At 72.6% G+C, this 26090-nt stretch carries 21 protein-coding genes, 2 tRNA genes and 1 pseudogene; 13 read left to right on the top strand and 11 right to left on the bottom strand.

Annotated elements, in window-relative coordinates; genetic code table 11:
- The 7 genes from N801_RS15185 to N801_RS15155 all read left to right on the top strand — a co-directional run.
- Nucleotides 1-2775: M36 family metallopeptidase (locus tag N801_RS15185; RefSeq protein ID WP_035939586.1), on the top strand; the 2775-nt coding region annotated here is incomplete at its 5' end.
- A gap of 133 nt (nucleotides 2776-2908) precedes the next feature.
- Nucleotides 2909-4132 carry an SGNH/GDSL hydrolase family protein gene (locus tag N801_RS15180; RefSeq protein WP_035939584.1) on the top strand — a complete coding sequence of 408 codons (1224 nt, stop codon included), beginning with the start codon at nucleotides 2909-2911 and terminating at the stop codon, nucleotides 4130-4132.
- On the top strand, nucleotides 4129-5001 hold the full coding sequence (locus N801_RS15175; protein WP_035939603.1) for a CoA transferase: 873 nt from the start codon (nucleotides 4129-4131) through the stop codon (nucleotides 4999-5001). The genes N801_RS15180 and N801_RS15175 overlap by 4 nt, the downstream gene beginning before the upstream one ends.
- A gap of 23 nt (nucleotides 5002-5024) precedes the next feature.
- A complete protein-coding gene (locus N801_RS15170) occupies nucleotides 5025-5759 on the top strand; it encodes a response regulator transcription factor (RefSeq protein ID WP_035939582.1) in 735 nt (244 codons plus the stop codon).
- A complete protein-coding gene (locus N801_RS15165; RefSeq protein ID WP_035939580.1) occupies nucleotides 5756-7216 on the top strand; it encodes a sensor histidine kinase in 1461 nt (486 codons plus the stop codon). Before N801_RS15170 ends, N801_RS15165 begins: the two co-directional genes overlap by 4 nt.
- 96 nt (nucleotides 7217-7312) lie before the next feature.
- Nucleotides 7313-7402 (top strand) — tRNA-Ser (locus N801_RS15160).
- A gap of 109 nt (nucleotides 7403-7511) precedes the next feature.
- A complete protein-coding gene (locus N801_RS15155) occupies nucleotides 7512-8042 on the top strand; it encodes a methylated-DNA--[protein]-cysteine S-methyltransferase (protein WP_035939601.1) in 531 nt (176 codons plus the stop codon).
- A 29-nt stretch (nucleotides 8043-8071) separates the two neighbouring features.
- Here the strand turns inward: N801_RS15155 and N801_RS15150 are convergent, their stop codons facing one another.
- From N801_RS15150 to N801_RS15130, 5 genes are all read right to left on the bottom strand, one after another.
- Nucleotides 8072-9559 carry an LCP family protein gene (locus tag N801_RS15150; protein ID WP_084109065.1) on the bottom strand — a complete coding sequence of 496 codons (1488 nt, stop codon included), beginning with the start codon at nucleotides 9557-9559 and terminating at the stop codon, nucleotides 8072-8074.
- A gap of 181 nt (nucleotides 9560-9740) precedes the next feature.
- Entirely contained in the window at nucleotides 9741-10130 is a 390-nt protein-coding gene (locus tag N801_RS15145) for a universal stress protein (protein WP_035939578.1), read from the bottom strand.
- Nucleotides 10127-10969, bottom strand: a complete 843-nt coding sequence (locus N801_RS15140; protein WP_035939575.1) for an ATP-binding cassette domain-containing protein — start codon at nucleotides 10967-10969, stop codon at nucleotides 10127-10129. Before N801_RS15140 ends, N801_RS15145 begins: the two co-directional genes overlap by 4 nt.
- Complete coding sequence (locus N801_RS15135) at nucleotides 10966-11991, bottom strand: ABC transporter permease (protein WP_035939573.1); 1026 nt, start codon at nucleotides 11989-11991, stop codon at nucleotides 10966-10968. The genes N801_RS15140 and N801_RS15135 overlap by 4 nt, the downstream gene beginning before the upstream one ends.
- A 2-nt stretch (nucleotides 11992-11993) precedes the next feature.
- Nucleotides 11994-13100: a substrate-binding domain-containing protein gene (locus N801_RS15130; protein ID WP_035939571.1), complete on the bottom strand. Its 1107-nt coding sequence runs from the start codon at nucleotides 13098-13100 to the stop codon at nucleotides 11994-11996.
- 137 nt (nucleotides 13101-13237) lie between these two features.
- Between N801_RS15130 and N801_RS15125 the strand changes: the two genes are divergently transcribed.
- On the top strand, nucleotides 13238-14260 hold the full coding sequence (locus N801_RS15125; protein ID WP_035939569.1) for a LacI family DNA-binding transcriptional regulator: 1023 nt from the start codon (nucleotides 13238-13240) through the stop codon (nucleotides 14258-14260).
- Between the two features lie 37 nt (nucleotides 14261-14297).
- Here the strand turns inward: N801_RS15125 and N801_RS15120 are convergent, their stop codons facing one another.
- Both N801_RS15120 and N801_RS15115 read right to left on the bottom strand, forming a co-directional pair.
- On the bottom strand, nucleotides 14298-16832 hold the full coding sequence (locus N801_RS15120) for a glycoside hydrolase family 32 protein (RefSeq protein WP_084109062.1): 2535 nt from the start codon (nucleotides 16830-16832) through the stop codon (nucleotides 14298-14300).
- A 102-nt stretch (nucleotides 16833-16934) separates the two neighbouring features.
- Nucleotides 16935-17022 (bottom strand) — tRNA-Ser (locus N801_RS15115).
- A gap of 121 nt (nucleotides 17023-17143) precedes the next feature.
- On the opposite strand from N801_RS15115, the gene N801_RS15110 reads away from it, so the two are divergent.
- Entirely contained in the window at nucleotides 17144-17494 is a 351-nt protein-coding gene (locus N801_RS15110; RefSeq protein WP_035939567.1) for a hypothetical protein, read from the top strand.
- On the opposite strand, the gene N801_RS15105 is transcribed toward N801_RS15110, so the two are convergent.
- Genes N801_RS15105 through N801_RS21115 form a run of 4 tightly spaced genes read right to left on the bottom strand, consistent with a single transcriptional unit; the run spans nucleotide 17390 to nucleotide 22099 of the window.
- On the bottom strand, nucleotides 17390-18844 hold the full coding sequence (locus N801_RS15105; protein ID WP_084109059.1) for a lanthionine synthetase LanC family protein: 1455 nt from the start codon (nucleotides 18842-18844) through the stop codon (nucleotides 17390-17392). The two genes, N801_RS15110 and N801_RS15105, sit on opposite strands and share 105 nt — an antisense overlap.
- Nucleotides 18841-19737 carry a T3SS effector HopA1 family protein gene (locus tag N801_RS15100; protein WP_035939564.1) on the bottom strand — a complete coding sequence of 299 codons (897 nt, stop codon included), beginning with the start codon at nucleotides 19735-19737 and terminating at the stop codon, nucleotides 18841-18843. The genes N801_RS15105 and N801_RS15100 overlap by 4 nt, the downstream gene beginning before the upstream one ends.
- Nucleotides 19734-20657 carry a phosphotransferase family protein gene (locus N801_RS15095; protein WP_035939562.1) on the bottom strand — a complete coding sequence of 308 codons (924 nt, stop codon included), beginning with the start codon at nucleotides 20655-20657 and terminating at the stop codon, nucleotides 19734-19736. The genes N801_RS15100 and N801_RS15095 overlap by 4 nt, the downstream gene beginning before the upstream one ends.
- Nucleotides 20658-20659: 2 nt before the next feature.
- Nucleotides 20660-22099 carry a chymotrypsin family serine protease gene (locus tag N801_RS21115; protein WP_052113149.1) on the bottom strand — a complete coding sequence of 480 codons (1440 nt, stop codon included), beginning with the start codon at nucleotides 22097-22099 and terminating at the stop codon, nucleotides 20660-20662.
- A 312-nt stretch (nucleotides 22100-22411) separates the two neighbouring features.
- Here N801_RS21115 and N801_RS15085 point away from each other — a divergent pair, with 312 nt between their 5' ends.
- From N801_RS15085 to N801_RS15070, 4 genes and pseudogenes are all read left to right on the top strand, one after another.
- Nucleotides 22412-23986: a S8/S53 family peptidase gene (locus tag N801_RS15085; protein WP_035939560.1), complete on the top strand. Its 1575-nt coding sequence runs from the start codon at nucleotides 22412-22414 to the stop codon at nucleotides 23984-23986.
- Entirely contained in the window at nucleotides 23983-24615 is a 633-nt protein-coding gene (locus N801_RS15080; RefSeq protein ID WP_052113147.1) for an RNA polymerase sigma factor, read from the top strand. The genes N801_RS15085 and N801_RS15080 overlap by 4 nt, the downstream gene beginning before the upstream one ends.
- On the top strand, nucleotides 24612-25112 hold the full coding sequence (locus N801_RS15075; RefSeq protein ID WP_052113145.1) for a carboxypeptidase regulatory-like domain-containing protein: 501 nt from the start codon (nucleotides 24612-24614) through the stop codon (nucleotides 25110-25112). Before N801_RS15080 ends, N801_RS15075 begins: the two co-directional genes overlap by 4 nt.
- 274 nt (nucleotides 25113-25386) lie before the next feature.
- Nucleotides 25387-26090, top strand: a pseudogene (locus N801_RS15070) (hypothetical protein); the annotation flags it as partial.

The following is a 26090-nucleotide window of genomic DNA, read 5'->3' as shown; positions in this document are numbered from 1 at the left end:
AAGGTCACCAAGGCGAACCAGCGCGGCAGCGCGGCCGCGTCGGTGACGTGGAACCGCTTCGGCTCGGTCGGTGCGATCGCGCCGACCGGCACGGCGCCGCTCGCCACCGGCCTCGGCGCCGAGCCCGTCGCCGCGGCCCGCGCCTACCTCGGGCAGAACGCCGAGGCGATCGGCGTGACCGCCGCGGACATCGCCGCGATGGAGCACGTGAGCACCAACACCGTCGGCGCCGCCCAGGTCGTCATGCTCCGCCAGACCCTCGGCGGGGTCCCCGCCGGGCTCGACGGGCTCGTCGTCGTGGCCGTCGAGAAGGGCAGCGCCCGCTACCTCAGCTCCTCCATGGCGCCACTGCGCGGAGCCAGCGGCCAGCGCCGGGCAGCCCCCGCGGTGACGCCCGAGAAGGCGCTGCAGAAGGCCGCCGGCAACGTCGGCGCCGCCGCCTCGAAGATCACCCGTGGCACCTCGACCGCCCGCAGCCGGGCCGCCGGCTGGACGACCCTCAAGGCGGGGGGCCTCACCGGCGACCAGTACGCCAAGCAGGTCGCCGTCCCGGTCCCCGGTGACGCCGCCCGCACGGCCTACCACGTCGTCCTGCGCGACGACGTCGACAGCGGCTACTCCGTTTACGTCGACGCGGCCACGGGTGAGGTCCTCGCGCGCGAGTCGCTCGTCGACTTCGACTCCGACAACCCGCGCTGGAAGGTCTTTACCGGCACCCCGGCGACCGACCACAGCTCCACCGACACCCGCGTCGAGTGGTGCTGGACGACGGCCGCCGGCTGCACCGAGACCGTGGCCAACCCCGCCTCCCCGCGCGCCTGGGACGTCGACCCGGTGACCGGGCTGAGCACCTCGACGACCAGCGGCAACAACGCCTTCTCCGGCGAGCGCTGGCTCGGCTTCGGCACGGTCACGCCCGCGCCCCTCAAGAGCGACCGCAACTACGTCTACCCGTGGACCAACCAGTGGTCGGCCAACAGGTGCGACCCGGCCAACTACGCGAGCCCCGAGCGCAACGACATCGACGCCGCGACGGCCAACCTCTTCGCCATGCACAACCGCATGCACGACTGGTCCTACAACCTCGGGTTCACCGAGTCGGCCTGGAACATGCAGCGCGACAACGCCGGCAAGGGCGGACTCGGCAACGACCCGGAGCTCGGTTACGCCCAGTCCGGCGCCAAGTCCGGTGCGCGCAACAACGCCAACCAGGGCACCCCGCCCGACGGCGTGAGCGGCTACAGCAACATGTACCTCTGGCAGCCGCTCGCGGGCTCCTTCTACGCCCCGTGCGTCGACGGCGACTACGACATGTCGGTCATCGGCCACGAGTACGGCCACGCCATCAGCAACCGCATGGCGGGTGGACCGGACCGGGGCCTCTCGGGCCTCCAGGCCGGGGGGATGGGCGAGAGCTGGTCCGACCTCATGGCCACCGAGTACCTGCAGGAGTTCGGCTACGTCCCGGTGAGCCCGACGGCGACGCCCATGGGCGCCTACGTCACGGGCAACGAGAACCGCGGCATCCGCAACTACAACTTCAGCAAGAGCCCGCTCAACTACGGCAACGTCGGCTACGACCTCACGGGACCGCAGGTCCACGCGGACGGCGAGATCTGGTCGGCCACGCAGGGCGACATCCGCAACGCGTTCCTCGCCCGCTACGGCGCCGGCGACGCCACCGCGCAGCGCAGCTGCGCCACCGGGGCGACCGCCGTCACTGCCTGCCCGGGCAACCGGCGCTGGATGCAGCTCGTCTTCGACGCCTGGCTGCTCATGCCGAGCGGCGCGGTGAGCATGGTCGACGCCCGCAACGCCATGCTGGCGGCGGACCTCCTGCGCTTCGGTGGGGCCAACCAGGACCTGCTGTGGAACGGCTTCGCAACTCGGGGCCTCGGCACGGACGCGTCCTCGGCCAGCAGCAACGACAACGAGCCGACCCCGTCGTTCGCCTCGGCGTTCGGCAACACCGCCACCCTGCGGTTCTCGCCGTCCGGTGACGACGACCGCCCGCTCACCGGCGCCAGGCTCTACGTCGGCGAGTACACCGCCCGGTCCACACCGGTCGCGGACAGCGACCCGGCGACGCCGCTGTCCGACCAGTTCCGGATGATGCCGGGCGCGACGACCTACACGGTCACCGCACCGGGGATGGCCCAGGCGTCGGTGAGCCTCACCGCGAAGCCGGGCCAGGTGCGCGACTTCCCCGTCTCGCTGGTGACCAACCTCGCCAGCACCCAGGCCGGCGCCACGATCACCGGCCAGGGCGTCGACGTCCCGGCCATGGTCGACGGCGACGAGGGCTCGACCGCGACGACGGCGGACCAGCCCACGGCCGCGCAGAAGCAGTTCACCATCGACCTCGCCGGCGGTCGCCAGGTGGTCCGCAGGGTCCAGCTCAGCGCACTCCCCGAGCCGGGAGTGGCCGGCCGGTTCCAGAACGTCCGGCAGTTCCGCGTCTGGGCCTGCGACGCCAAGGGCCTGGTCCTCTGTGACCAGGACGCCGACTTCCGCCAGGTCTTCACCTCCGCGGCCGACGCCTTCCCCGGCGACGCGCCGCGGCCGGTGGCTCCCGAGCTGAAGATGCGGTCGTTCGACATCCCGCAGACGGCTGCGACGCACCTGCGGGTCGAGCTCGTGACGAACCAGTGCCAGGGTGGCCCGAAGTTCCAGGGCGAGCAGGACGACGACCCGGCCAACGCGACCGACTGCACGACCGCCTACGCGGGCGCGCAGAAGATCGCCGTCACCGAGGTTCAGGTGATGCGCCGCTGACCCAGAGCGCGCCCGAGTCGTGACCGGAGGCGCCGCTCCCCTTGGGGGCGGCGCCTTCGGCGTCCCCCGCGGACGCCGGCCGGGATCGGGCGTTCGGGTGGCGAGCGGGGGGCAGTGGGGTTTGACTGACGGCATGACCTCCCGACCGCTCCTGCGAACCTCGCTCGTCGCCGCGGCGGCTGGGGTCCTCGTCGTCGCGCTCACGCTCCTCCCCCAGGACGCGACCTCGAGCCCGGGCGCAGCGACCGACCAGGTCGGCACCTGGGGCACGGCAGCCGACGCGACGAGCCTCGCGCTGGCCGACCAGACGGTGCGCAACATCGTCCGCACGAGCGTCGGCGGGACCAACCTGCGGGTCTCGCTGTCGAACGCGTTCGGGTCGCGGGCGGTCACGTTCGACTCCGTCTGGGCCGGCACGGCAGGCGCCGGGGCGGCTGTCGTCGCCGGGACCAACCGCCGCGTGACCTTCAGCGGGAGCACGTCGGTGACGGTGCCGCCGGGCGCCGAGGTCCTCAGCGACCCTCTTCCCGGCGAGGTCCCCGCACTCTCGACCCTCGCCGTGAGCATCCACGTCGTCGGTGACGCCGGCACCGTGAGCGGCCACCGGCTGGCCCACCAGACGAGCTGGGTCTCGACACCCGGCGACCACGCGCAGGACGAGAGCGGGACGGCATACGCGACACCGACGACGAGCTCCGCGTGGGTGGAGGCCCTCGTCGTCGAGGCGCCGGAGCAGGTCGACACCGTCGTGGCGTTCGGCGACTCGATCACCGACGGCGACCGGTCGACGACGGGCGCCAACCGCCGCTGGCCCGACCTCCTCGCCGAGCGCATCCTGCAGCAGCCCGCCCCGACGCACCTCGGCGTGATGAACGCAGGCATCTCCGGCAACCGCCTCCTGAACGACGGGTCCGGCCAGAGCGCGCAGGCCCGCTTCGACCGCGACGTCCTCGCCCAGCCGGACGTGCGCACCGCCGTGGTCATGGAGGGCGTCAACGACCTGCGCTGGGAGATCGCGACCACGCCGGCGGACCTCATCACCGCGTACCGCCAGCTCGTCGCGCGCGGCCACGCCCGGGGCGTCTGCGTCGTCGGCGGCACGATCACCCCGTGGGAGGGCGGCAGCCGGTGGTCGCCGGCCAAGGACGAGATTCGCGAGGCGGTCAACGCGTGGATCCGCACGAGCGGGGAGTTCGACGCCGTGGTCGACTTCGACGCCGCCGTCCGCGACCAGCAGCGGCCGTCGCGGATGCTGCCGGCCCACGACAGCGGTGACCACCTGCACCCCGGCGACACCGGCTACGCCGCGATGGCGGCCGCCGTCGACCTGCGCGACCTCGAGTGCCGGCGCCCGTGACCGGCCCACTCGCGGGCGTGCGCGTCGTCTCCGTCGCCGTCAACCTGCCCGGTCCGGCTGCCGTGGCGCGCCTGACCTCGCTGGGGGCGGACGTCACGTCCGTCCTGCCTCCGGCCGGCGACCCGTTGCAGGAGTTCGCCGGCGCCTACTTCGACGAGCTGCACGCCGGGCAGGAGGTCCTCCGCCTCGACCTCAAGGACCCCGTCGGCCGGGCGCGGCTCGAGGAGCTGCTCGCTGACGCCGACGTCCTCGTGACGAGCTCGCGCCCGTCCGCGCTGCGACGACTCGGGCTGGACCACGAGAACGTGCGCATCCGGCATACCGGGGTCTGCCAGGTCGACATCGTCGGCCACCCCGGCGAGGGAGCCGAGGTGCCCGGCCACGACCTCACCTACCAGGCCGGCGCGGGGCTCATCCCGGACGGGCGGATGCCGGCGACGACCGTCGTCGACCTCGCGGCCGCCGAACGCGCCGCGGGCGAGGCCGCCGCGGCCCTCGTCGAACGGGCCCGGACCGGCCGGGGAAGCCGGCGCGAGGTCGCCCTGTCGGACGTCGCCGACGCGCTGGCCCGGCCGCTGGCGCACGGGCTCACCGGGGCGCACGGCCTGCTCGGGGGGAGCCTGCCGGTGTATGCCGTGTACGCCGCGGCCGACGGTCACGTCGCCCTGGCGGCCCTCGAGGCCCATTTCGCGCAGCGGCTGCTCACCGCCCTCGAGATCGGCGAGGAGGACCTCACCGGCGAGCACCTCGCCCGGGTGTTCGCGGCGCGCAGCGCCACCGAGTGGCAGCGGTGGGCGAGGGAGCGCGACATCCCGCTCGTCGCGGTGTCGTTCACAGGGAGCGCACAGCCGGCACAAGGTCAACACTGAAGCCGGAGCGGTTCACTGGTTGCATGGGCACGACACCGACCTCCTCCGCGAAGCTCCGGCGTCCCGACGGCAGCCCCGTCCGGGTGCTCGTCGTCGACGACGAGTCCAACCTCACCGAGCTGCTGTCGATGGCCCTGCGCTACGAGGGCTGGGAGGTTCGCTCGGCAGGGACCGGGACGAGGGCGGTCAAGGCCGCACGTGAGTTCCAGCCGGACGCGGTCGTGCTGGACATGATGCTGCCGGACCTCGACGGCCTCGAGGTCCTGCGCCGGATGCGCTCCGACGACGGCGCGGTCCCCGTGCTCTTCCTCACCGCGCGGGACGCCGTCGAGGACCGGGTGGCCGGGCTCACCGCGGGAGGCGACGACTACGTCACCAAGCCGTTCAGCCTCGAGGAGGTCGTTGCGCGGCTGCGTGCGCTCATGCGCCGCACGACGGTCGTCACCGACGCGTCGTCCTCGCTCCTCGTCGTCGGCGACCTGACGATGGACGAGGACAGCCACGAGGTCACGCGGGGCGGCGACGAGATCCACCTCACCGCGACCGAGTTCGAGCTGCTGCGCTACCTCATGCGCAACCCGAAGCGGGTCCTGTCCAAGTCGCAGATCCTCGACCGGGTGTGGAACTACGACTTCGGCGGCCAGGCCAACGTCGTCGAGCTCTACATCTCCTACCTCCGCAAGAAGATCGACGTCGGCCGCACCCCGATGATCCACACGATGCGCGGCGTCGGGTACGTCCTCAAGCCGGCTCCGTGAGCACGCCGACGACGGACCCCTCCCTCCGCTCGCGCCTGGACCCGACCGGCTGGTCCCTGAGCAGCAAGCTGGTGGCCGCGGTCGTCGGGCTCTTCCTCGTCATCACCGTCTCGACGTCGACCTTCACGGTGCTCTCCCTGCGCGACCACCTCGTCGACCAGATGGACCAGGACGTCACCTCGCTGCTCGCCCGCGCCGGCGGGCCGCGGGGGTCGGGTCCGGGGGGCGGGGGCGGGGGCGGGCCGATCCCCGGTGGCGGCGGCGAGTCCCTCCTCGTCGTGCTGCGTGACGGCGAGGTCGTCGCCAACCGCGTGGAGTACGACCGCACCTCCGGCGAGCTCACCGCGGCCCAGCTCACGTCGCTGCGCGGGGACGACCTCGGGGCGTCACCGAGGACGGTGGAGATCGAGGGACTCGGCGAGTACCGCGTGGCCGCCGCCCGGGACGCGGATGGCGACAGGGTCGTCGTGGCGGGACTGCCGATGAGCGGGATCAGCCGCATCCTCGACGCGGTCCTCGGTCTCGTCGTCAGCACCACCATCGTCGGGCTCGCCCTCGTCACACTCGGCGGGCAGTGGCTCATCCGACGCGGCCTGCAGCCGTTGCACCGCGTCGCCCAGACCGCCACCCAGGTGAGCCGCCTCCGGCTGGACTCGGGTGACGTCGCCCTCGCCCAGCGGGTGCCCGTCGCCGACACGGACCCGCGCACGGAGGTGGGTCAGGTGGGTCTCGCCCTCAACAACCTGCTCGACAACGTGGAGGGGGCGCTCCGGTCACGGCACGAGTCCGAGACGCGGGTGCGCCAGTTCGTCGCCGACGCCTCGCACGAGCTGCGCACCCCGCTGGCGTCCATCCGGGGGTATGCCGAACTGTCCCGTCGCGAGACCGACCCTGTGCCCCCGACGGTCGCCCACGCGCTGACCCGCGTCGAGTCCGAGTCGCTGCGCATGCAGGGCCTCGTCGAGGACCTCCTGCTCCTGGCCCGTCTCGACGCGGGGCGCCCCCTCGACCGCGAGCCGGTCGACCTCACCCTGCTCGCGATGGACGTCGTCTCGGACGCCCATGCGGCGTCGTCCTCGCACCGCTTCGAGCTCGACCTGCCGGACGAGCCGGTCGAGGTGACCGGCGACCGGGCGCGGCTGCACCAGGTCGTCGCCAACCTCCTCGCCAACGCCCGGACCCACACCCCCGCCGGAACCCGGGTCGTGACCTCGCTGCGCCGGGAGGAGCAGTGGGTCCGGCTCAGCGTGGTCGACGACGGGCCCGGTGTGCCGGAGGAGCTGCAGGAGAACGTCTTCGACCGGTTCACCCGGGGCGACGAGTCCCGCAACCGGGCCCAGGGTTCGACCGGGCTCGGTCTGTCGATCGTCGCCGCCGTCGCCACGTCGCACGGTGGCCGCGTCGAGCTCACCTCCTCGCCCGGGCGCACCGAGTTCAGCGTCCTGCTGCCGGCCTAAGGGAGCTCAGTACAGCGTCGCGAGGAACCTGCCGGCCCTTCACGACGCGGCCGCTTTGCTCGGCGCCGGGCCGGACGGTTACCCTGATCCGGCTGAGGAGGCGTCGCCTAGTCCGGTCTATGGCGCCGCACTGCTAATGCGGTTTGGGCTAACCGCCCATCGAGGGTTCAAATCCCTCCGCCTCCGCGCACGGAACGGCCCCGGGGAGCTCTGCTTCCCGGGGCCCTCTCCGTGTCCCGACGCAGCGGGCGCGGTGGACTCACACCGGTGTGCCCCACGGCGTTGAATGGGCATCATGACCACGACCACCGCTCTGCCCCGCCGCCACGCGACGGTGGCCAGCGACCTCGGTGACCTCCTCGCCGTCGCCGAGGGTGACGCGCTCGTCGGGCTGTACTTCCCGAGCCACTGGCACCCGCCCAAGACAGGCACGACCGGGGCCGAGGTCCCGGGCACCGACGATCCCGTCTTCGAGGCGACCCGGACACAGCTCGCGGAGTACCTCCGCGGCGACCGCACGGCCTTCACCGTGCCCACGGCGACCCACGGTGACGCCTTCTCGGAACGCGTCTGGGACCACCTGGCGAGGATCCCCTACGGCGCGACGACCACCTACGGCGCGATCGCGCGTGAGCTCGGCGGCCCGGGCCTGGCGCAGCGCGTCGGCCAGGCGGTGGGGCGCAACCCGGTGAGCATCCTCATCCCGTGCCACCGCGTCGTCGGTGCCGATGGCTCCCTGACGGGGTATGCCGGTGGGCTGGACCGCAAGGCCCGGCTCCTCGCGCTCGAGGAGCCGGCGGAGGTGGCGGCGACGCGGCTGTTCTGAGCGGCCCTGAGCGGGTGGTCGCCAGCGGGTCAGGAGCAGATGTCCTCGTCGGCCGTGCGGGTCTCGATCTGCGACGGGCTCGGCGTGGCGGAGACGGTGGGTGCGGGCAGCGGCCCGGTCCCGAGACGGTTGGGCACCGCGACGACGTCCGGGGCGCCGGCACCGAGGGTGACCCGGACCACGCCGCCGAGGTCCGTGGTGGCGGACTTGACGACCGCGCCGGGGAAGGCCGCGGCGACGGTGCGCGCCGACTCCAGTCCCTGGCCGGAGTACTCGACCGTCACGCCCGTGGCCGGCACGTCGGAGTTGACCGAGGTCGGGTTGGCGAAGCCCTGCGCCAGCAGCGACGCGACGGCCTGCTTGGCGAGGCCGATCGTGCCGGAGGCGTTGACCACCTGGACCGCGATCCTGTCGGGCGTGACCGTCAGCGGTCTCGTGTCGGTGGGACTCGGGGTCGGGCTGGGAGCGCCGAGGTCGCGGTCGGTGCGGATCGCCTCCCACAGCGTCGCGGCCGAGGGCGCCCACTGGACCCGGTTGGCGTCCGGTGCATACGGCTCGGTCGGCACGGTGACGAACTGGATCTTGTCCACGCCGATCCCCTTGACGCTCTCGGCGACCTCCCGCATCTCGCCGATCCCGAAGTCGGGGTCGGTGGTGAGCGACTGCGTGGCCGCGTCGAGGAAGCGCAACAGCCGGTCGGGGCGCAGGAGCAGCGACGACCGCGTGGCCTCCTGGGCCACCGACGACATGAAGGCCTGCTGGCGCTTGATCCGACCGATGTCGGAGCCGTCGCCGACGGTGTATCGGGTGCGGACGTAGCCGAGCGCCTGCTCGCCGTCGAGACGGTGCCGACCGGCCGACAGCGTGAGCTTGGCCTTGGGGTCGTCGATGGCGATCGGGGTGCAGACCGGGACGCCGCCGAGGGCGTTGACCATGTCCTTGAACCCGCCGAAGTCCACGACGGCGAAGTGGTTGACGAAGATGTCGGTGTTGCCCTCGATGGTCCGGATGAGGCAGCCGGGTCCGCCGGTGTTGAAGTTCTGGTTCCACTGCCGGACCTGCCACTGCGCCTCGGGGGCGCTGGCGTCGCAGTCGACCGGCGCCGGGACCATCGAGTCGCGCGGGATGGAGACCACCGTCACGGACGAGCGGTCCGCGGAGATGTGCATGAGCAGGTTGGTGTCCGAGTGCTGGCCGGGCTCCCAGTCGCCGCTGCCGTAACCCTCGTTGCCCTCACCCTCACGAGCGTCCGACCCGACGAGCAGGATGTTGAGCGGCCCCGTGGCGACGTTGCCTGCCGCGGTCGGGCGGTCGTCACCGAGCATGTCCGAGACGTCGATGCGGTCGATGTTGCCGTTGAGCCTGAGGTAGACCGCGACGAGACCGACGACGAGCACGGAGGCGACGACGCCGGCGATGACGAGGCCACGGCGGCGACGACGGTGGTGGTGGTGGTGGGCCTCGCGCTGGACGCGCACGTCGGCTCGCCTCCTCAGCTCGTCTTCGTCCTGCTGCACAGAGTCCTCTTCGTCCGGGGTCGTGGTGCGGTGTGCAGATCCCGGTCCGACCCCGCGCGCCGTCGATTCTAGGACGCCAGCCTGAACGCCTCCTGTGCCACGTCTGCGTCTGCTGCCACGTCTGCGTCTGCGCGGATGGTCGGAAAGCTCACCATCCGCGCAGACGCAGCCAACCGGAGGGTCAGGCCTTGACGGCGAGCACCGCGCACGTTGCGTCGAGGAGCACCTGCTGCGCCGTACTGCCCGTCACGAGCTTGCCCAGGGGCGAGCGGCGACGGACCCCGATGACGATGAGGTCGGCGTCGACCTCGGCCGCCACGGAGAGGATCTCCTCGGCGGGTGCGAGGCCGCGCGTCGTCTGCCGGACCTCGTGGTCGATCCCCTTCTCGGTGAGCTGGGCATCGAGGGCATCGAGGTCCTGCGGGTCGGCGAAGCTCGGCCCCGAGTAGTCGCCCATGACGCCGGAGTTGACGACGACCAGCCTCGAGCCTCTCCTCTGCGCCTCCTCGATGGCCGCGTCCACCGCAGCGAGCCCCGGGGGGCTCGGGATGTAGCCGACGACGATGGTCATGGTGCGTCCTCACTGAGCTTCGTGGCGCCCGTCATGATGGCGACGCCCTCACCCATGTCGTGGGTCTCGGGGGTGATGACCCCGGCCCGGCCTCCGAGCCGCTGGATGTGGATGCGGTCCGCGACGTCCCACACCTGAGGCATGTTGTGCGAGATGAGGATGACCGACAGCCCCTTGTCACGCAGCTGCTTGACCATGTCGAGGACCATGCCCGACTCCTTGACGCCCAGGGCAGCGGTGGGCTCGTCGAGGACGATGACCTTGCTGCCGAACGCCGCGGCGCGCGCGACCGCCACCGCCTGGCGCTGGCCACCCGAGAGGGTCTCCACCGCCTGACCCATGTTCTGGATCGTCTGGATGCCGAGGTTGCGCACCGACTCGCCGGCCCGCTTCTCCATGCCCTTCTTGTCGAGCATCCGGAGCACCGAGCCCAGGGGTCCCTTGCGTCGGTCCTCACGACCGAGGTACAGGTTGCTCGCGATGTCGAGCGCGGGGATGACGGCCAGCTGCTGGTAGACCGTCTCGATGCCGGCGTCGCGTGCGTCCTGCGGCCTGCGGAACGAGACCCGCTCACCGTTGAGCTTGATCTCACCGGAGTCGGGGACGTAGGCACCGGTGAGGCACTTGATGAGTGTGGACTTGCCGGCACCGTTGTCGCCGATGACCGCGAGCACCTCGCCTGGGTAGAGGTCGAGGTCGACCCCGTCGAGACCGACGACGCGGCCGAAGGTGATGACGATGTTGCGGGCCGAGAGCACAGGCTGCTGGGAGTAGACGTGCTCCTTGCCGGCGGGGACACCGCCGTGGGCGACCTCGAGCTCACTGGTTGTGGTGCTCATGCCTTCACCTTCCTGATCCACTGGTCGATGGCGACGGCGACGATGACGAGCACGCCCGTGGCCAGGTAGCGCCACTGCTGGTCGACGCCGAGCTGGGACAGACCGAACGCGAAGGTCTGCACGATGAGCGCCCCGATGAGGGTGCCGATGATCCGGCCCCGCCCGCCGAAGAGGCTGGTGCCGCCGATGACCACCGCGGTGATGCTCGCGAGGTTGGCGTCGGGAGCGGCGTTGGGTGTCGCCGCGCCCGCGCGACCGATGAGGATCCAGGCGGCGATGCCGTAGATGAGCCCCGCCACGGTGTAGACCCCGAGGAGGATCCGCATGCTGGGCACACCCGAGAGGCGAGCCGACTCGGCGTCGTCGCCGACGGCATACACGTATCGACCCCACGCGGTCTGGGACAGGACGAACCCGATGACCGCATAGAGCAGGATCACGACGACGATGCCCCACGTGATCCGGAACTCCCCGATGCCGAACCCCTCACCGAGGAAGTTGAGCGTGTCGGGGAGCCGGTCGGCCTGGATGCTCGAGCCTCCGGAGTAGAGCAGCGCGATCGCCGTGAAGATGCTCAGCGTGCCGAGCGTGACGATGAACGGCGGCAGGTTGATCCGGGTGACCAGCAGGCCGTTGAGCAGACCCGCGCCGGTGGCCAGCGCCACGCCGATGAGCAGCGCGACGATTCCGGGCATCCCGTCGTCACGGGCCAGCGTGGCCATGACCATCATCGACAGCACCATGATGGCGCCGACGGAGAGGTCGATGCCGGCGGTGAGGATGACGAGGGTCTGGCCGACCGCGAGCGCCGCGACGACGGCGGTCTGCTGGAACAGGATCCCCATCGAGCTCGCCGTGAGGAAGGTCGGTGTCGCGATGTAGAAGGCGAGGAACGCGACCAACAACAGGAACAGCGGGCTCAGCCACGGCTTGCCGTGGAGCTGGTGCTGCAACCGCTGGACCGGCGAGTGCTGCCGCCGAGCGAACTCGGCGGACGCAGACGAGACCTCGGTGGCACTCATGCTCAGTTGCCCCAGCAGATCTTGGCGGCCTCGTCGGACGTGATGCTCTCGACGCCGTCGACCGGCTTGTCCGTGACGAGAGCCACGCCGGTGTTCTTGAAGTCGAGGCCCTCGTCGGGGGTCGGCTTCTCCCCGCCGCGGGCGATGGAGGCGATGGCCGCCATGCCCTCGGTGGCCATCTTCAGCGGGTACTGCTGGGCGGTGGCGCCGATGACACCGCTCTTGACCGAGGCCACGCCGGCACACCCACCGTCGATCGAGACGATGGTGGCCGTCTTGCCCGCGGCCTGGAGGGCGGCATTGGCGCCCACGGCGGTCGGCTCGTTGATCGTGTAGACGACGTTGATGTTGGGGTTGCGCGACAGGCACCTCTCCATCGCGGAGCGGCCACCGTCCTCGGCGCCGTTGCCGGCCTCGTTGCAGACGATGGTGTAGTCGCCGCCGCCCGCCGCGGTGTACTTGCCCGTCTTGGCCTCGTCACCGTTCTTCTTCGGGTCGGCCACGTCGATGCCCATGCCCTCGAGGAAGCCCTGGTCACGGTTGTAGTCGACCGAGACGATCTTGTCGTTGAAGAGGTCGAGCAGGGCGATGGTCGCCGGCTTGCCCGCCATCGTCCCGGCGGCCCACTGGCCGATGAGCGTGCCGGCCTCGCGGTTGTCGGTGGCGAAGGTGATGTCGACGGTGTCGGCCGGGTCGGGCGGGGTGTCGAGGGCGATGACGTAGAGGCCGGCGTCGCGGGCCTTCTTGATCGCGGCGTTGACACCGGTGCTCATCGGGGTGATGAGGATGCCCTTGTCGCCGCGGGCGATGGCGTCCTCGATGGCCGTGATCTGACCCTGGTCGTCACCCTCCTGCTTGCCGGAGGCGACGGTCAGCTTGACGTTGTTCTTGGCGGCGTCGGCCTGGGCGCCCTTCTGCATGGCGACGAAGAACGGGTTGGTCGAGTCCTTGGTGATGAGCACGACGCCGACCTGGGCCTCGCCGCCGTCACCGCTCGCCGTGTCGGAGTCGCTGCCGCGGTTGCAGCCGGCCAGGCCGAGGGCGGTCGTGGCGGCCACGGCGAGGACCAGACCTCGGGTGGCGCGGGGAGCGCGGGGGGTGATGCGCATGGGGTTCTCTCCTTTGAGTCCGATGACAACGTTGTCAAGGACATGTATAGGGCCACCTTGCGCTCCGGTCAAGAGATGCCGTACAACTCGTGACATGAGCGTGACATCGTTGTCAGTCCCCGGTCCACGAATCGGCCATGTCTGAGCGGGGCGGGCGGGCGACGATGCGCGACGTCGCGGCCCTCGCCGGCGTGAGCATCAAGACGGTGTCGCGCGTCGTCAACGCCGAGGTCGGGGTGGCCGACCCGGTGCGTGAGCGGGTGCAGGAGGCCGTCGCCCGGCTGGACTACCGCCACCACCTCGGCGCCAGCAACCTGCGTCGCGGCACGACGAGGAGCGGCCTCATCGGGGCCCTGCTCCAGGACGTGAGCAACAGCTTCTCGGCCGCCCTCCTCCGCTCCCTCGAGGACGCCGCCCGCAGTCGCGGCACGGCGATCCTCTCGGCCAGCCTGGACGAGGAGCCCGACCGCGAGCTCAGCCTCGTCCACGACCTCGTCACGCGCCGCGTCGACGGCCTCGTCATCATGCCGTCGACGCTGCGTCAGGACTACCTCACCGCGGAGGTGCGGGCCGGGCTGCCGGTGGTGTTCGTCGACCGCGAGCCGCAGGGTGTGGCCGCAGACTCCGTCACCGTCGAGAACCTCGAGGGCGCACAGATGGGCACCGAACACCTTCTCGCACAGGGGCATCGACGCATCGCCTGCCTCACCGACCTGCCCGACATCTCGACCGCGCGGCGGCGGCGGGCCGGCTTCGTCCAGGCCTTCACCGAGCGCGGCCAGCGCCCTCCGGAGCGCCTCATGGTCTCGGGCCTGCGAGGCGCTGCCGCCGCCGAGGAGGCGGTCCTCCAGCTCCTCGACCTCGACCAGCCACCGACGGCCGTCTTCGCCGGGCGCAACGACCTCGCCCAGGGCACGATCCGGGCCCTGCGACAGCGGGGACTGAGCCGCTCGGTGGCCGTCGTGGGCTTCGACGACTTCCCCCTCGCGGACCTGCTCACCCCCGCACTCACGGTGATCCGCCAGGACGTGGGCCGGATCGGGCGGCGCACCGCCGAGCTGCTCCTCGCCAGGATCGACGGTGACACCTCACCGCCGCACCGGGTGGTCATCGCCCCCACGCTGGTCGTGCGCGGCTCGGGCGAGATCCCACCCGCCTGACTCCCGGCGCACGGCCGGGAGTCAGGCGGCGGAGCCGTCAGGGACGCAGCGGCGTCACCTTGACGTCGACGGCCTTGGCCGTGCCGCCGACCGCGTAGGTGGCGACTCCCGTGGCCGAGGCCGGCGGGTAGATGAGGTCGGTGACCGAGCGCTGGCCACCCTGCGCCAGCACCTCGACCGAGCTGCGGTCCAGGTATGCCGTGAAGGTCACCTCACCGTCCCGAACCGTCACCGGGGCCTCCTCGACGCTGGGGAAGAGAGCGTTGAAGCCCACGTCACCGCTCCGGGTCCGGTCGACCACGAGCGTTCCGTCGCGACGGACCCCGACCCTGGTGCCGACCGAGCCGTCGGCGCTGCGACGCAGGACGACACCGGCCTCGGCGGCGGACCCGAGCGCGACGCGGACCTCGACCCGGGCCACCGTGGCGTCGAGTCCCGTGGCCCGCTCACCGGTCGCCACGGGGCGCACCTTGGCCTGCTCCTTGTCGCGGTTGACCAGTGCCCGGTCGACACCGGCGACCGGTGTCTGCCGCAGCTGCGGCCCGGTGGCGGACGAGACGAGCGACAGCGTCCGCGGCATCGTCATCTGCCCGCGCCACGGGCTCGTCGGGACGTCCTGGGCGTACTGCCAGTTGTTCATCCACCCGATGGAGATGCGCTGCTCGTCCGGCAGCCCGTTGAAGGTCACGCCGGCGTAGTTGTCGCGCCCGTAGTCGACCCAGTCCGCCCGGTCAGTCCCGTTCTTCGCAGGAGCCGACGCGAGCATGAACTGGTCGGCGAGGATGTGGCCCCAGCCGCCCGAACTGTGGTCGACGATGCGGATCTGTGCCGAACGGCCCTGCAGGTCGGCCAGGTCCCACGAGGCCCAGTCGAGGGCCTCGCTGTCCGTGCCCGTGCTCGAGCGCACGACGTCGCCATCGACGACGAGGTTGACCGTCGTCTGGGTGTCCCGGGGGCCGGCGGCGGTGTCGGAGAAGCGGATGTCGTCCACCATGAGGTGTCCCCAGTCGCCGGTGCTGTTCTCGTCGCGCACGACGATGCGGGCCGTCTCGCCACGGACCGACGAGGCGTCGATGTGCCGCCAGTCCATGTCGCCGGAGCTGTTGCCCGTCACGGACCCGACGACGCGGCCACCCGAGACCAGCTCGACCACGGTCGGGCCGCTGGTCCCGAGCGGGTGGGTGCCGCCGGCGATGAGGAGGTTGACCCAGTCTCGCGTCACCGTGAACTCCGGTGACACGAAGGTGCCGACCGCCAGGTCGCACTTGTCCGGGACGACGCAGGTGTCGAGCACCTTGTCGCCCTGGTGGTAAGGCAGGCCGGAGCTCGTCGCGCCGTAGCCGACGAAGTCACCGGTGGCGCTCCATCCAGACGGCAGGTTGGTGGCCGGGTCGAGGGTCTCGAAGTCCGTGAACACCTCGCCGCCCGGGTCGCCCTGGGTCGCCCCCGGGACCGCCGGGTGGCGGCCACCACCGATGAGGAAGTTGAGGTGGCGCTGGTCGATCGTGAAGCTCGGCGAGGTCAGCTCACCCTGGGCGGCGTCGAAGTCGATGAAGCTGTTGACGAGCCGCTCACCCACGTAGCCGGTGACGGTCTGCTGGCCCGGCAGCGCCCCGGCCGCGGGCTGGGAGCCGAAGGCGGTCCCGGCCGGGGTCCACCCGGCATACCCGTTCTCGAAGCCCTGGAGGAGGGTGCCGGCGGGCGGCTCGTAGGTCGCCGGACCGTCAGCGGTGAAGGTCGTCCCGTCGAAGTCACCGACGAAGTACTGGGTGCCCGAGCCACCGGCGATCCCGCCCGGGTTGAGGCTGACGAGCATGACCCACTTGACGTTGGCCGGGTCCCCGTCGACGGCGAGTGGGAAGAGGTCCGGGCACTCCCAGACCCCACCGATCGCGTTGCGGGGCCCGAACTCCGAGAGCCGCGTCCACTGCTTGAGGTCGGTCGAGCGCCAGATGAGGACCTTGTGCTCGTTGGCGACGACGGCGACCATCCGCCACTCGTTCGCCGGGGCGTACCAGAACACCTTCGGGTCGCGGAACTCACGCGAGCCGATGTCGATAACGGGGTTGCCGGAGTACTTCGTCCAGGTCTGGCCGTCATCGGTCGAGTACGCGAGCGACTGCGCCTGGATGCCGTCGCGCCCGCTCGCCGGCGTGTAGGCGCTGGTGTACATGGCCACCAGGGGCGGGTTCTGAGCCGTCCCGAAGCCGGAGCTGTTCGCCGTGTCCACGACCACCGAACCGGAGAACACACCCTCGTTCGCGTCGAAGGGGATGGCGACCGGCTGCTCGTCCCAGTGGACGAGGTCGGTGCTCGTCGCGTGGCCCCAGGACATGTTGCCCCAGCGGTCGCCGAGCGGGTTGTACTGGAAGAAGAGGTGGTAGACGCCCTTGTGGAAGACGAGCCCGTTGGGGTCGTTCATCCAGTTCTTCGCGGGGCTGAAGTGGTAGGCGGGACGGTGCTGGGGCGTGTCGGCCGCGGCGGGCGCGATCCCGAGCGCCGTGAGGAAGGCGACGAGAATGAGGACCACCCCGTGGCGGCGACGCGAGCGTGGACGAGCGATGACTGGCATGTGGGTCTCCCGGTGATGACAACGTTGTCAGCCGACATCCGAAGCCCGACCGGCGGGTATGTCAAGCCGGGAGTCCCTCGGCGCGGGGCGTCCGTCGGGCGGTGGCGGCGGGTGTGGGATTTGAACCCACGAGAGGTCTCCCTCTGGTCGCTTTCAAGGCGACTGCACTAGGCCACTATGCGAACCCGCCCGGTGCACCGGGCGAACCGGTGACCGACAGACAGGGTATGCCGCGAGCGCCCCGGCCGTGGAACCGGAGGTCCGCATCCCTGCAGGTAGGGTCGATGCTCACATCGAAAGGGACGGTCCCCATGCCCAAGCTCAGTTTCTTCGCCGGCCTCGCCGCCGGCTACGTCCTCGGCGCTCGCGCCGGGAAGCAGCGCTACGCCCAGATCAAGACCGTCTCCGGCAAGGTCTGGCAGAGCAAGCCCGTGCAGAAGCAGGTGTCCGCCGTCACGGAGAGCGCCCGGACCAGGGCCGCGCCCGTCGTGGCCGACTTCGTCGCGGACGCCGCGAAGGCGACCGGCGAGAAGCTGCGCGCCTCCCGCACGATCCCGTCACGCGTCAGCGACCGGCCCGACCGCACCGCGGGAGAGGGACAGTGGGTTCCGTCGCCCGGCGCCCCCGGCGACGACCCCTGGGCCAAGGCCACCGGCCGCTGACCGACGGGCCCGGGCGGACTGAGGGGCCCGGGCGGACTGAGGGGCCCGGGCGGACCGGGCGGCATGGGTGGACCGGGCCCCGCCCATGCCGAGCAGGGGCAGCGCGGGCATGGCGCCGGGCAGGGCCAGGTCGGCGAGCAGCACCGCCGTCCCCGCCACCCCGTTGACGAGCGAGACGTCGCCGTCCGCCCCCCGGAGGCCGCACGGCCACGCCTCAGGGGCATCGCCGGCGGCGTCCACCCAGGCCGCAGCGGCGGCCACCGCCAGGTCCCGGTGCTCGACCTCGCCGAACACGTCGGCCGCGAGGGCCACCACGGCGGTGGGTCCACCGGCTCCGTGACAGAGCGTCCACCCCGCGGCGAGGGCCCCCGCGCCGTGGGTCGTGGCGAGCCCGGCCGCCTCGGTCATCGCCCGGCCGCAGCGCTGGACGGCCATCTCCGCCTCGGCCCGGGTCGTGTCGAGCGACCACGGGACGTCGAGACCCGCCTCGGCGAGCTCGAGCAGCCGCAGGCGCACCGCCCCCGCCCCCGCCGCCCCGTGGCACCAGAGGTCGGGCCAGGTCACGTCACCGTCGCGCAGGTCCGGCCATCCCCCTCGCGCTGGGTCGGACCAGGAGGCTTCCCACGCCAGCGCTTCGTGGGCGAGGTCGAGGGCCTGCGGCGCGAGACCGGGCCAGACCGCGGCGGCCTCGGCGAGGGCCCACGCCACGCCGGACGCACCGTGCGCGAGACCGCACAAGGGTCTGGCGGACTCGCCGGCCAGCCTCGCGTCGGGCCAGCTGCGACCCCAGGCCTCGACCCGCGAGCGGTGGCGCAGCTCAGCGACGATGCCCGCGGCATGCGTCCCGTGCCGCCGCGACCGGGCCAGACCGAGAAGGATGCCGGCGAGACCGTCCGTGAGGTCGCTGCCGTCGGACCACCCGGTGGTGACCGGTCCCCCGACGCGAACGAGCAGGTCGACCCCGGCCTCACCGACGAGCAGACCCGCTGGGGCGTCCGACCCGGTCGGGCGCGCCCGCAGCAGGGCGCGTGTGGCCGACTCGCCGAGGTCCAGCGCGTCGGGGCGGTCCAGGACGATGCCGAGGTGCGTCAACGCCCACGCGACCCCGGCATCGCCGTCATAGAGGGAGCGCTGACCCGCGACGACCGCGAACGGGTGGCCGTCGGGGTCCAGCTCCCAGGCCGGCCACGTCGGAGCGCCGGCCCCGTCGATGATCGCCGTGCGCACCAGCACGTCGACGCAGCGGTGCGCCGCGTCGAGGACCCGCTCGCGATCGTCGTCGCGGTCGGTCCGGACGTCGGTCCCACCGGCCATCCTTGCGTCCTCGCGGTCCCTCGCGGCCGACGTCATCGGTCCTCCCCTGTGGTCGCCGCTGCGAGGTGGGGCGCAGCGGGGTCGATGCCGAGGCGCCGCAGCTCGTCGGCCACGAGAGCGAGCCACTCGTGCGTGGTCACGGCCGCGCCCCCCAGTCCTTCGTGGGCCGTCGCCAGGGCGGCGCAGCGCACCTCACCGAAGCTCGCACCGGTGCCCGGGTCCTCGGCCCACCCGACGCCGTCCGCGACCCTCTCCGTGAGCGGCGGCGGCTCGCCCTCGGTCAGCCCGGCCGCCGCGGTGGCGATCTCGCCACGAGCCTTCTCCGCCCACGGCGCTGCCAGGTAGACGACGCACGAGTCCGGTCGGGTGAGGTGCTCCGCGGACGCGGCGATCTTGAGCAGCCACCCGTCCGTGCCACTGAGGGACCTCGTCACCTCGTGCACCAGGCGGGCTGACGCCCCCGGGGCCGGGCGCAGGTAGACGCGCACCAGCGGTCCGTGGTCCGGGCGGGGGTTCCAGCCGCTCCCCCAGGTGCGCCACCAGCCGTCCTGCACCACGGCGCCGTGCCGGCGGACGGCCCGCACGCGGTCGCCCACCCTCGGCGGGAACCCGACCCGCCCGGTGGTCGTCACGTACTCGCCCCGGCACAGGGCCCGGCGCCCCGTCGCCGTGGCGACGACGACGACTCCCGCGACCCCGGTCCCGACCACCTCACTGTCGGCCTGCGCCCAGACCTCCGCGTCGTCGTGCGCGGCTCTCGCGGAGCAGCCGACCGGCGCGGCCCACGGGTCGGGCGCGTCCCGCCGTGGTGGGCGGACGGCATACCAGTGGCGATAGAGGACGTCGGCGGGCGCACCGTCGTGCCCGGCCCGGAGGACGTCGTATGCCGTCCGCACCTGGGCGGCGTGCTCGGGTCGCCAGTCGTTCATGCCGGGACCTCCTCGGCGGCGTGGACCGCGTGAGCGAGGAGACGGGCCACGTCGGCTGCCCCGTCCTCGCCGTGGGTCAGGGCCATCTGCCAGGCGGTGAGGAGGGCTCGCACGCAGCGCCACGGAGCCGTGAGCGACGCCGGGCCGCAGGCGGACCAGTACGCATCGAGGCAGAGCGCCGCGAGGTCGAGGCCGGGACGGGACAGGTCGGTGAGCATGGCGGCGGCCGAGGCGAGGTCGTGCTCGGGACAGCCCCGGCCACCGAGCTCGAAGTCGACGAGGCCGACGCGGACGTCACCGGACGGCGAGGTCTGCACGATGACGTTGCCGGCCGCCACGTCGCCGTGCACGAGGTGCGTCGGGCGCCACTGTGCGCGGGCCGCCGTGAGCGCCCGCTCCACCGCGGGGTGGGTGAGCGCGTCGAGGACGGGGCGGGTGTCGGCCCGCTCGGTCCCGCCCTCCATCGACGGGGGGAGCCGGTCGAGCAGCGGCCACGGCCGGGGCGCCTCGGGCAGCTCCGGCGCCGCGGGGTGCCGGTGCAGGCGCGCGAGGGCGCGGCCGAGGTCCACGGCGGCCGGACGCCGGATCGCGTCGTCCATGGCGGCGCCGAGCTCCTCGCCCGGCAGGGCGGTCATCCACACCGACCCCGATCCCCCCTGTCGGATCGGGGTCGGTGCGAGACGGAGGGACGCGATCGCGTCCAGGAGGGCGGCCTCGACCGCGACGGTGTCGTCACCGTCGAGCCGGGCCGCGGTGCCGGCCTGCTTGACGTAGCCGACCGGTGTGCCCGCGTTCTCGACGACGTGGACCGGGTTGCTGCGCGACACGGGTCGCACGCGCACGCGTCCGGCGCGGACGTCCGCCGCGGGGACGATCCCGTGGCGGACGGCCGCGGCGAGCAGGCCGGGACTGGTGAGCACGGTCAGGCGCCCGGGCCCGTGGTGCGGGAGCCCTCGGCGTCGAGCGCCTCGACCTCCTCGAGCGCGGCGAGGTAGCCGGCCCAGTACACCTCGTCGGCTGCCTCCTCGATCTCGTCGACGGAGGAACCGTAGGCCCCCGAGCGGGGGTTGCCCCACCGGTCGATCGGTCGCTCGAACTCCCCACCGCACGCGCGGGTGGGGAGCGGGCACCCGGCGCGGGTCACCTGGAGGTCGCAGATCGCGATCCTCGTGACGTCGCACGTGCTCGGTCGCGTGATGACGTCGCAGAGGTGCGGCCTCGTCACGAGGCTCGGACACAGCACCGCGACCCGGGTCCTCACCGTCGGGCAGCTGACGTCGATCCGCGTCTTGAAGCAGATCGCGATACGCGACTTGAGACAGGTCGAGAGCGGCCGCGTCACCGGCGTGACCGTCGGGACGAGCAGGTCGACCGCGAGCTCGTCGTAGACGGCCTGGATCGGGTTGGCGAAGGTCATCGAGCCGTCCGTGGCACCGGCGAAGAGCAGCCCGACGACGTTGCGCGAGGTGTCGAGGATGACCGACCCCGAGTCGCCGCTGTTCGAGAAGCGCGGGTTGCGCGTGGTGTCGGTGTCGATGCGGATCTGGTGACGCAGGGTCCGTGGGCCCACGTCACTGCCGTAGTTGACGTTGACGGTGAAGTCGACCGAGGCGACCGTGCCGAAGGTGTGCTCGGTGGTGCGCCCACGCTTCTGGACGGCCATGCCGACGGTGGCGGTGGCGGAGCCGGCGACGTCACCGACACCGGTGACCGACGCCGACCACGGTTCCCCGGCGTCGACCGTGATGACGGCACCGTCGATGTTCTCCGACAGGGCGGCCCGGGTCAGTGCCCCGAACTCCCCTGTCGGGGCCCCGCCGTCGACGAGCGAGGGCTGGACCTGTCGGTCACCGACGCTCCAGGTGTTGTTGACGCAGGCGACGTGGAAGTTGGTGAGCGCCATCGTCGCCCCGGTGGCCCGGTCGCGGACCATCGCACCGAGGGTGCCGACGAAGACGTAGTTCCCCGGCGACGCGACGTCGGGCGGGGACAGGAAGACGCTGCGACGCGGGCCGATGCTGATGCCGCCGGCGAGCGTCGGGTAGTCGGCCGGGTCGACGAACAGCTCGGCGTCGTCGACCTGCCGCATCGCCGGCTGCAGCTCGATGACGAGCTCCTGGACGTCGGTCTTGATGCCGTCGATCTCCTTGGGAATCGCGGCACCCTTGGCCAGCTTGGACGTCGGCTTCTTCTGCTCGACGAAGACGACGATGCTCAGCTCGCCCGTCTTCTTCCCGTCGGTCTCCTTCTCGGCGATGTCGACGGCGACGACGCCCGGCTTGGCGATGAGCTCGTCCTCGACCGCCTCCTTCACCGGCCTGATCGCCGCGCGCTGTGCGGCCTGCTCGTGCTGTGTTGCCATGACTGCTCCTCGGGGTGAGCGGGACCGCCCCTTGCGCGGCCCCGGCACCAAGCAAGGAGTACCCACTCGCGCGTCAGATACATCGTCGTGGCGCGAGCGATCGCAGAAGAAGACGTGCCGCTGAGATCGTCAGAAGAAGATGTGCCGCTGAGGTATCTGTCGAGCGTCTCGCGACTCCTTCCCCTGTGACCGGCCAGTCCCTACCCTGAGTCGACGGCAGCACGCCACCGGGGACGGGCGCAGAGCTCACGGAAGGCACCGATGAACCACGACAGAGGTCAGGACAGGGCACCTCGGCGGATTCCTCCGACGGTGATCCCCGGGACCGCCGCTCGTCGGCTGGGCGCTCGCGCCCTCGACCCGTCCACCGCGATCCGCGGTGACGGCACCCCCGCACCCGAGCCCACGGCATACGTCGCGGACGTCGTCCTCGTCCCGGGACTCGCCGACCTGGATCGACGCGCGAAGGGCCCGTTGGCCCGCCTTCGGGCCGTCGCCCGGCGCAGCGGGTATGCGGTCGAGGTGGTCCGGGACGACGACCTGCTGGCCTTCGGGCGGGACAACGAGCTTCTCGACGACCTCGACCGGGTCGGCCACACCGCCGTCCGGCTCGTCCCGCTGGAGGGGGCCGGTCCGCTCCCGGACGCGTGGGAGCTGCTGCAGCGGGCCCGCTCCGGCAACCCGAAGAGGACTCCTGATGACGACCCGGACGACCCGGGACCCGCGGCCGCCAGGGGCCTCGGCCTGGCGCACGTCATGACCTCGAGCGGCTACGGCGACGGCATCGGGTACGGGGACGGCATCGGGTACGGCGACGGGATCGGGTACGGGGACGGCATCGGGTACGGCGACGGGATCGGGTACGGCGACGGGATCGGCGGCGGCCCGCGGGGGCGGATCCCCGTGGTCTGGTCCGCGCCCGCCCCGCCCCGAGCCACGACGACCGGTCCTGTTGTCGCGACCCTCGACACCGGCCTCGGGCAGCACCACTGGTTCCCCGAGGGCGACGGCGCCGAGCGGCACCCGAGGCCCGGGGGTCCGGGACTCGGCGTGACCTTCCCCGCCGGCGCGGACCCCGAGGACTCCGGCGTCACGATCGACCGGGTCAACGGTCGACTCGACCCGATCGCCGGTCACGGCACGTTCATCGCGGGGATCGTGCGCCAGCACTGCCCGGAGGCCTCCATCGTGTCGGTCCCCGTCATGTGGGGCGACGGGGTCGCGGACGAGGTCGACGTCGTGCGCGCCCTCACCGGCCTCTACGCCCGTCAGCTCGCGGCGCTGCGGCGCGGCGACCCGGGCCAGGCCATCGACGTCGTCACGCTCTCCCTCGGTTACCGGCACGAGACGCCGGGCACGTTCGACGACGAGGAGGCCCTCTTCAGCGTGCTCCGGGGGCTGTCCGAGCAGGGCGTCACGATCGTCGCCGCCGTGGGCAACGACGCGAGCGACGTGGAGTTCTTCCCCGCCGCCTTCGCCACGCACCTCACCGGTGGCGCCCCGATGGTGAGCGTGGGCGCGCTGAACCCCGACCACCGGACCGTGTCGGTCTACTCCAACACCGGACCCTGGGTGCAGACCTATCGCGCCGCCACCGCGGTGGTGAGCACGATGCCGCAGACCTTCAACGCCTCGCAGCGGGGCTCCCTGCTGCGCCAGCCGACCCCGACGCTCGCGGCGTCGATGCCCACCCGGGGGGCGATCGACTCCGACGACTTCAGCGGCGGCTTCGGCCTCTGGAGCGGGACGTCCTTCGCCGCCCCGGCCCTCGCGGGCGACATCGCCTGCGCGCTGGGCCACGACCGGGGCACGGACGCCGGGGAGCGCAGCGAGCGCGCCCGCAGGGCCGTCGCCACGGCGCTCGAGGCGGGCAGGGTCCACGGATGAGTGCGCCGCGGCCCGACTCGCAGCGACCCGGGGCACCGGCCGAGGCCGGGCTCGCCGTCACCGCGGCCCGGGCGTTCGCCCGGCACCGCGACGGTGACACGGACGCGATGGGCGACCTCGTCGACGAGCTCACCCCGCTGCTGTGGCACACCGCTCGCTCGCAGGGCGCCGACCCGGCCACGGCCGAGGACGTCGTCCAGACGACATGGCTTCGGCTCGTCGAGCACACCACCGACATCTCCGACGGCCAGGCCGTGCTGCAGTGGCTGCTCATGACGACCAGGCGCGAGGCGTGGCGCTCGGTCCGACGTGGTCGCCGCACCGTGCCCCACGAGCCGTGGGAGGAGCCGACGTCCCGGGACGCCACCGCCCCGCCGCGGGCGCTCGACCCGGTGACCGCGACCGAGGACGCCGACGTCGCCCGCGCCGTGTGGCAGCACGTCGAAGCGCTTCCTGCGAGGTGCCAGCAGCTGCTGCGTCTCGTCGCCTACGTCGACCGCCCCGACTACGCGGTCGTCAGCGCGGCCCTCGGCATCCCCGTGGGGAGCATCGGCCCGACGCGCGGACGGTGCCTCGCCAAGCTGCGGATGGCCCTGCTGTCCGACCCGACCTGGGAGGTGACGGCATGACCGCTCCCCACGACGAGGACCTCCTCGCCGAGAAGCCGATCGACGCCGACGACGAGCGCGCCCTCCGGCTCGTGCGCGCCCACCTCGACCTTCTCGACCCCGTCCCGGCCGACCTGGCGGAGCGGGTGAAGTTCGCCATGACCGTCGCCAGCCTCGAGGCGGAGGTGGCGCACCTCATGAGCGACGCCCTCGAGCTCACGGCGGTGCGCACCACCGAGTACGACCGGGCGACGACCGTGACCTTCGAGAGCGGATCGCTGAGCATCATGGTGACGCTCGAGGCGGGCGAGCGCTCCGCCATCACGCTGCGGGGATGGGTCACGGCGCCCGGCGCTGAGGTCGAGCTGCGCGAGCGCTCACGCAGCTCGGTGACGGTGGCCGACGACGAGGGCCGGTTCGTCTTCGACGGTGTCGAGCGCGGCACCGTGAACCTCGTCATCCGGCTCCACGACGAGCCGGGCGCCCGCCCGGTCATCACCCCCGGGATCGAGCTCTGAGGGGGGCCCGGCCACGACGATCGAGCGCATCCTCAGCCTTCACGCGAAGGGCCAGTCCGAGAACTCGGCGGGACACTACCGTCGGGCGGACGCCGCACTGTCCCGGGCGCTGACGGCGCTGGAGGAGCTCGACCGCTCGGGTGCCGGGGGTGACGGGGGCGACGGCGACGGCGACGGCGACGTCTCGCGGCTGCGCGCCCGCATCCTCATCACCCGCGCGGTCTCCCGCCTGGGGATCGACGGGCCGGAGGCCGCGCTCGCGCTCCTCGACGGGGTGCGCGACCTCGCCCGCACACGGTCGGCGCCCATCCTCGAGGTGCAGGCCCACCTCCAGGCCGGAGCGATCCACGTCATGTGCTCGAACTGGATCGAGGCCCTCGACGAGCTCGCCCACGTCGAGCCCCACCTCGACGAGCTGGTGCCGCGCGAGCGCGTCTCCGCCCTCATCAACCGCGGGCTGGCCGCGGTCTCCCTCCAGGACCTCGAGGGCGGCCGCCGCGACCTGGAGCGGGCCCTCGAGGTCGCCGTCCGCCACGGCTTCCGCCACCAGGAGTTCAAGGCACGACACAACCTCGGCTGCGTGGCCTACCTCGCCGGTGACATCCCGGGGTCCCTGCGGCTCATGGCCGAGGCCGCGGAGATGGACACCGACGTCGGGCTGGCGCAGGCGCACCTCGACCACGCCAGGGTCCTCCTCGACGCCGGTCTCGTCGACGAGGCCGAGACCGTGCTCCACCGCGGGCTCGAGGCCGCGCGTCGCGACCGGCAACGGCTCGAGCGTGGCGACCTCCACCTCGACCTGGCGCGGGCCGCGCTGCTCCGGGGTGACCCGAGGCAGGCACGCGTGCGGGCGGGCCACGCGGCCCGGACCTTCCGCGCGTTGCGCGCGACGACCCGGGCCGAGGAGGTCGAGCTCTTCGGTGCCGCCGTCGACCTCGGCGTCGGGCGCCACCTCGCGCGGGCGGCCAGGGTCGCGGC

The sequence above is a fragment of the Knoellia aerolata DSM 18566 genome, assembly GCF_000768695.1.
In the GTDB taxonomy this organism is placed as follows: domain Bacteria; phylum Actinomycetota; class Actinomycetes; order Actinomycetales; family Dermatophilaceae; genus Knoellia; species Knoellia aerolata.
Note: the sequence above shows the minus strand (reverse complement) of the source record. Positions and strands in the feature narration are given on the sequence as shown.

Coding starts and splice junctions, on each gene's coding strand:
- N801_RS21115 (WP_052113149.1), bottom strand. CDS start 22,099: ATGGCAACACAGCACGAGCAGGCCGCACAGCGCGCGGCGATCAGGCCG.
- N801_RS15110 (WP_035939567.1), top strand. CDS start 17,144: ATGCCCAAGCTCAGTTTCTTCGCCGGCCTCGCCGCCGGCTACGTCCTC.
- N801_RS15130 (WP_035939571.1), bottom strand. CDS start 13,100: ATGCGCATCACCCCCCGCGCTCCCCGCGCCACCCGAGGTCTGGTCCTC.
- N801_RS15170 (WP_035939582.1), top strand. CDS start 5,025: ATGGGCACGACACCGACCTCCTCCGCGAAGCTCCGGCGTCCCGACGGC.
- N801_RS15145 (WP_035939578.1), bottom strand. CDS start 10,130: ATGACCATCGTCGTCGGCTACATCCCGAGCCCCCCGGGGCTCGCTGCG.
- N801_RS15120 (WP_084109062.1), bottom strand. CDS start 16,832: ATGCCAGTCATCGCTCGTCCACGCTCGCGTCGCCGCCACGGGGTGGTC.
- N801_RS15135 (WP_035939573.1), bottom strand. CDS start 11,991: ATGAGTGCCACCGAGGTCTCGTCTGCGTCCGCCGAGTTCGCTCGGCGG.
- N801_RS15100 (WP_035939564.1), bottom strand. CDS start 19,737: ATGAACGACTGGCGACCCGAGCACGCCGCCCAGGTGCGGACGGCATAC.
- N801_RS15125 (WP_035939569.1), top strand. CDS start 13,238: ATGTCTGAGCGGGGCGGGCGGGCGACGATGCGCGACGTCGCGGCCCTC.
- N801_RS15140 (WP_035939575.1), bottom strand. CDS start 10,969: ATGAGCACCACAACCAGTGAGCTCGAGGTCGCCCACGGCGGTGTCCCC.
- N801_RS15155 (WP_035939601.1), top strand. CDS start 7,512: ATGACCACGACCACCGCTCTGCCCCGCCGCCACGCGACGGTGGCCAGC.
- N801_RS15075 (WP_052113145.1), top strand. CDS start 24,612: ATGACCGCTCCCCACGACGAGGACCTCCTCGCCGAGAAGCCGATCGAC.
- N801_RS15080 (WP_052113147.1), top strand. CDS start 23,983: ATGAGTGCGCCGCGGCCCGACTCGCAGCGACCCGGGGCACCGGCCGAG.
- N801_RS15180 (WP_035939584.1), top strand. CDS start 2,909: ATGACCTCCCGACCGCTCCTGCGAACCTCGCTCGTCGCCGCGGCGGCT.
- N801_RS15105 (WP_084109059.1), bottom strand. CDS start 18,844: ATGACGTCGGCCGCGAGGGACCGCGAGGACGCAAGGATGGCCGGTGGG.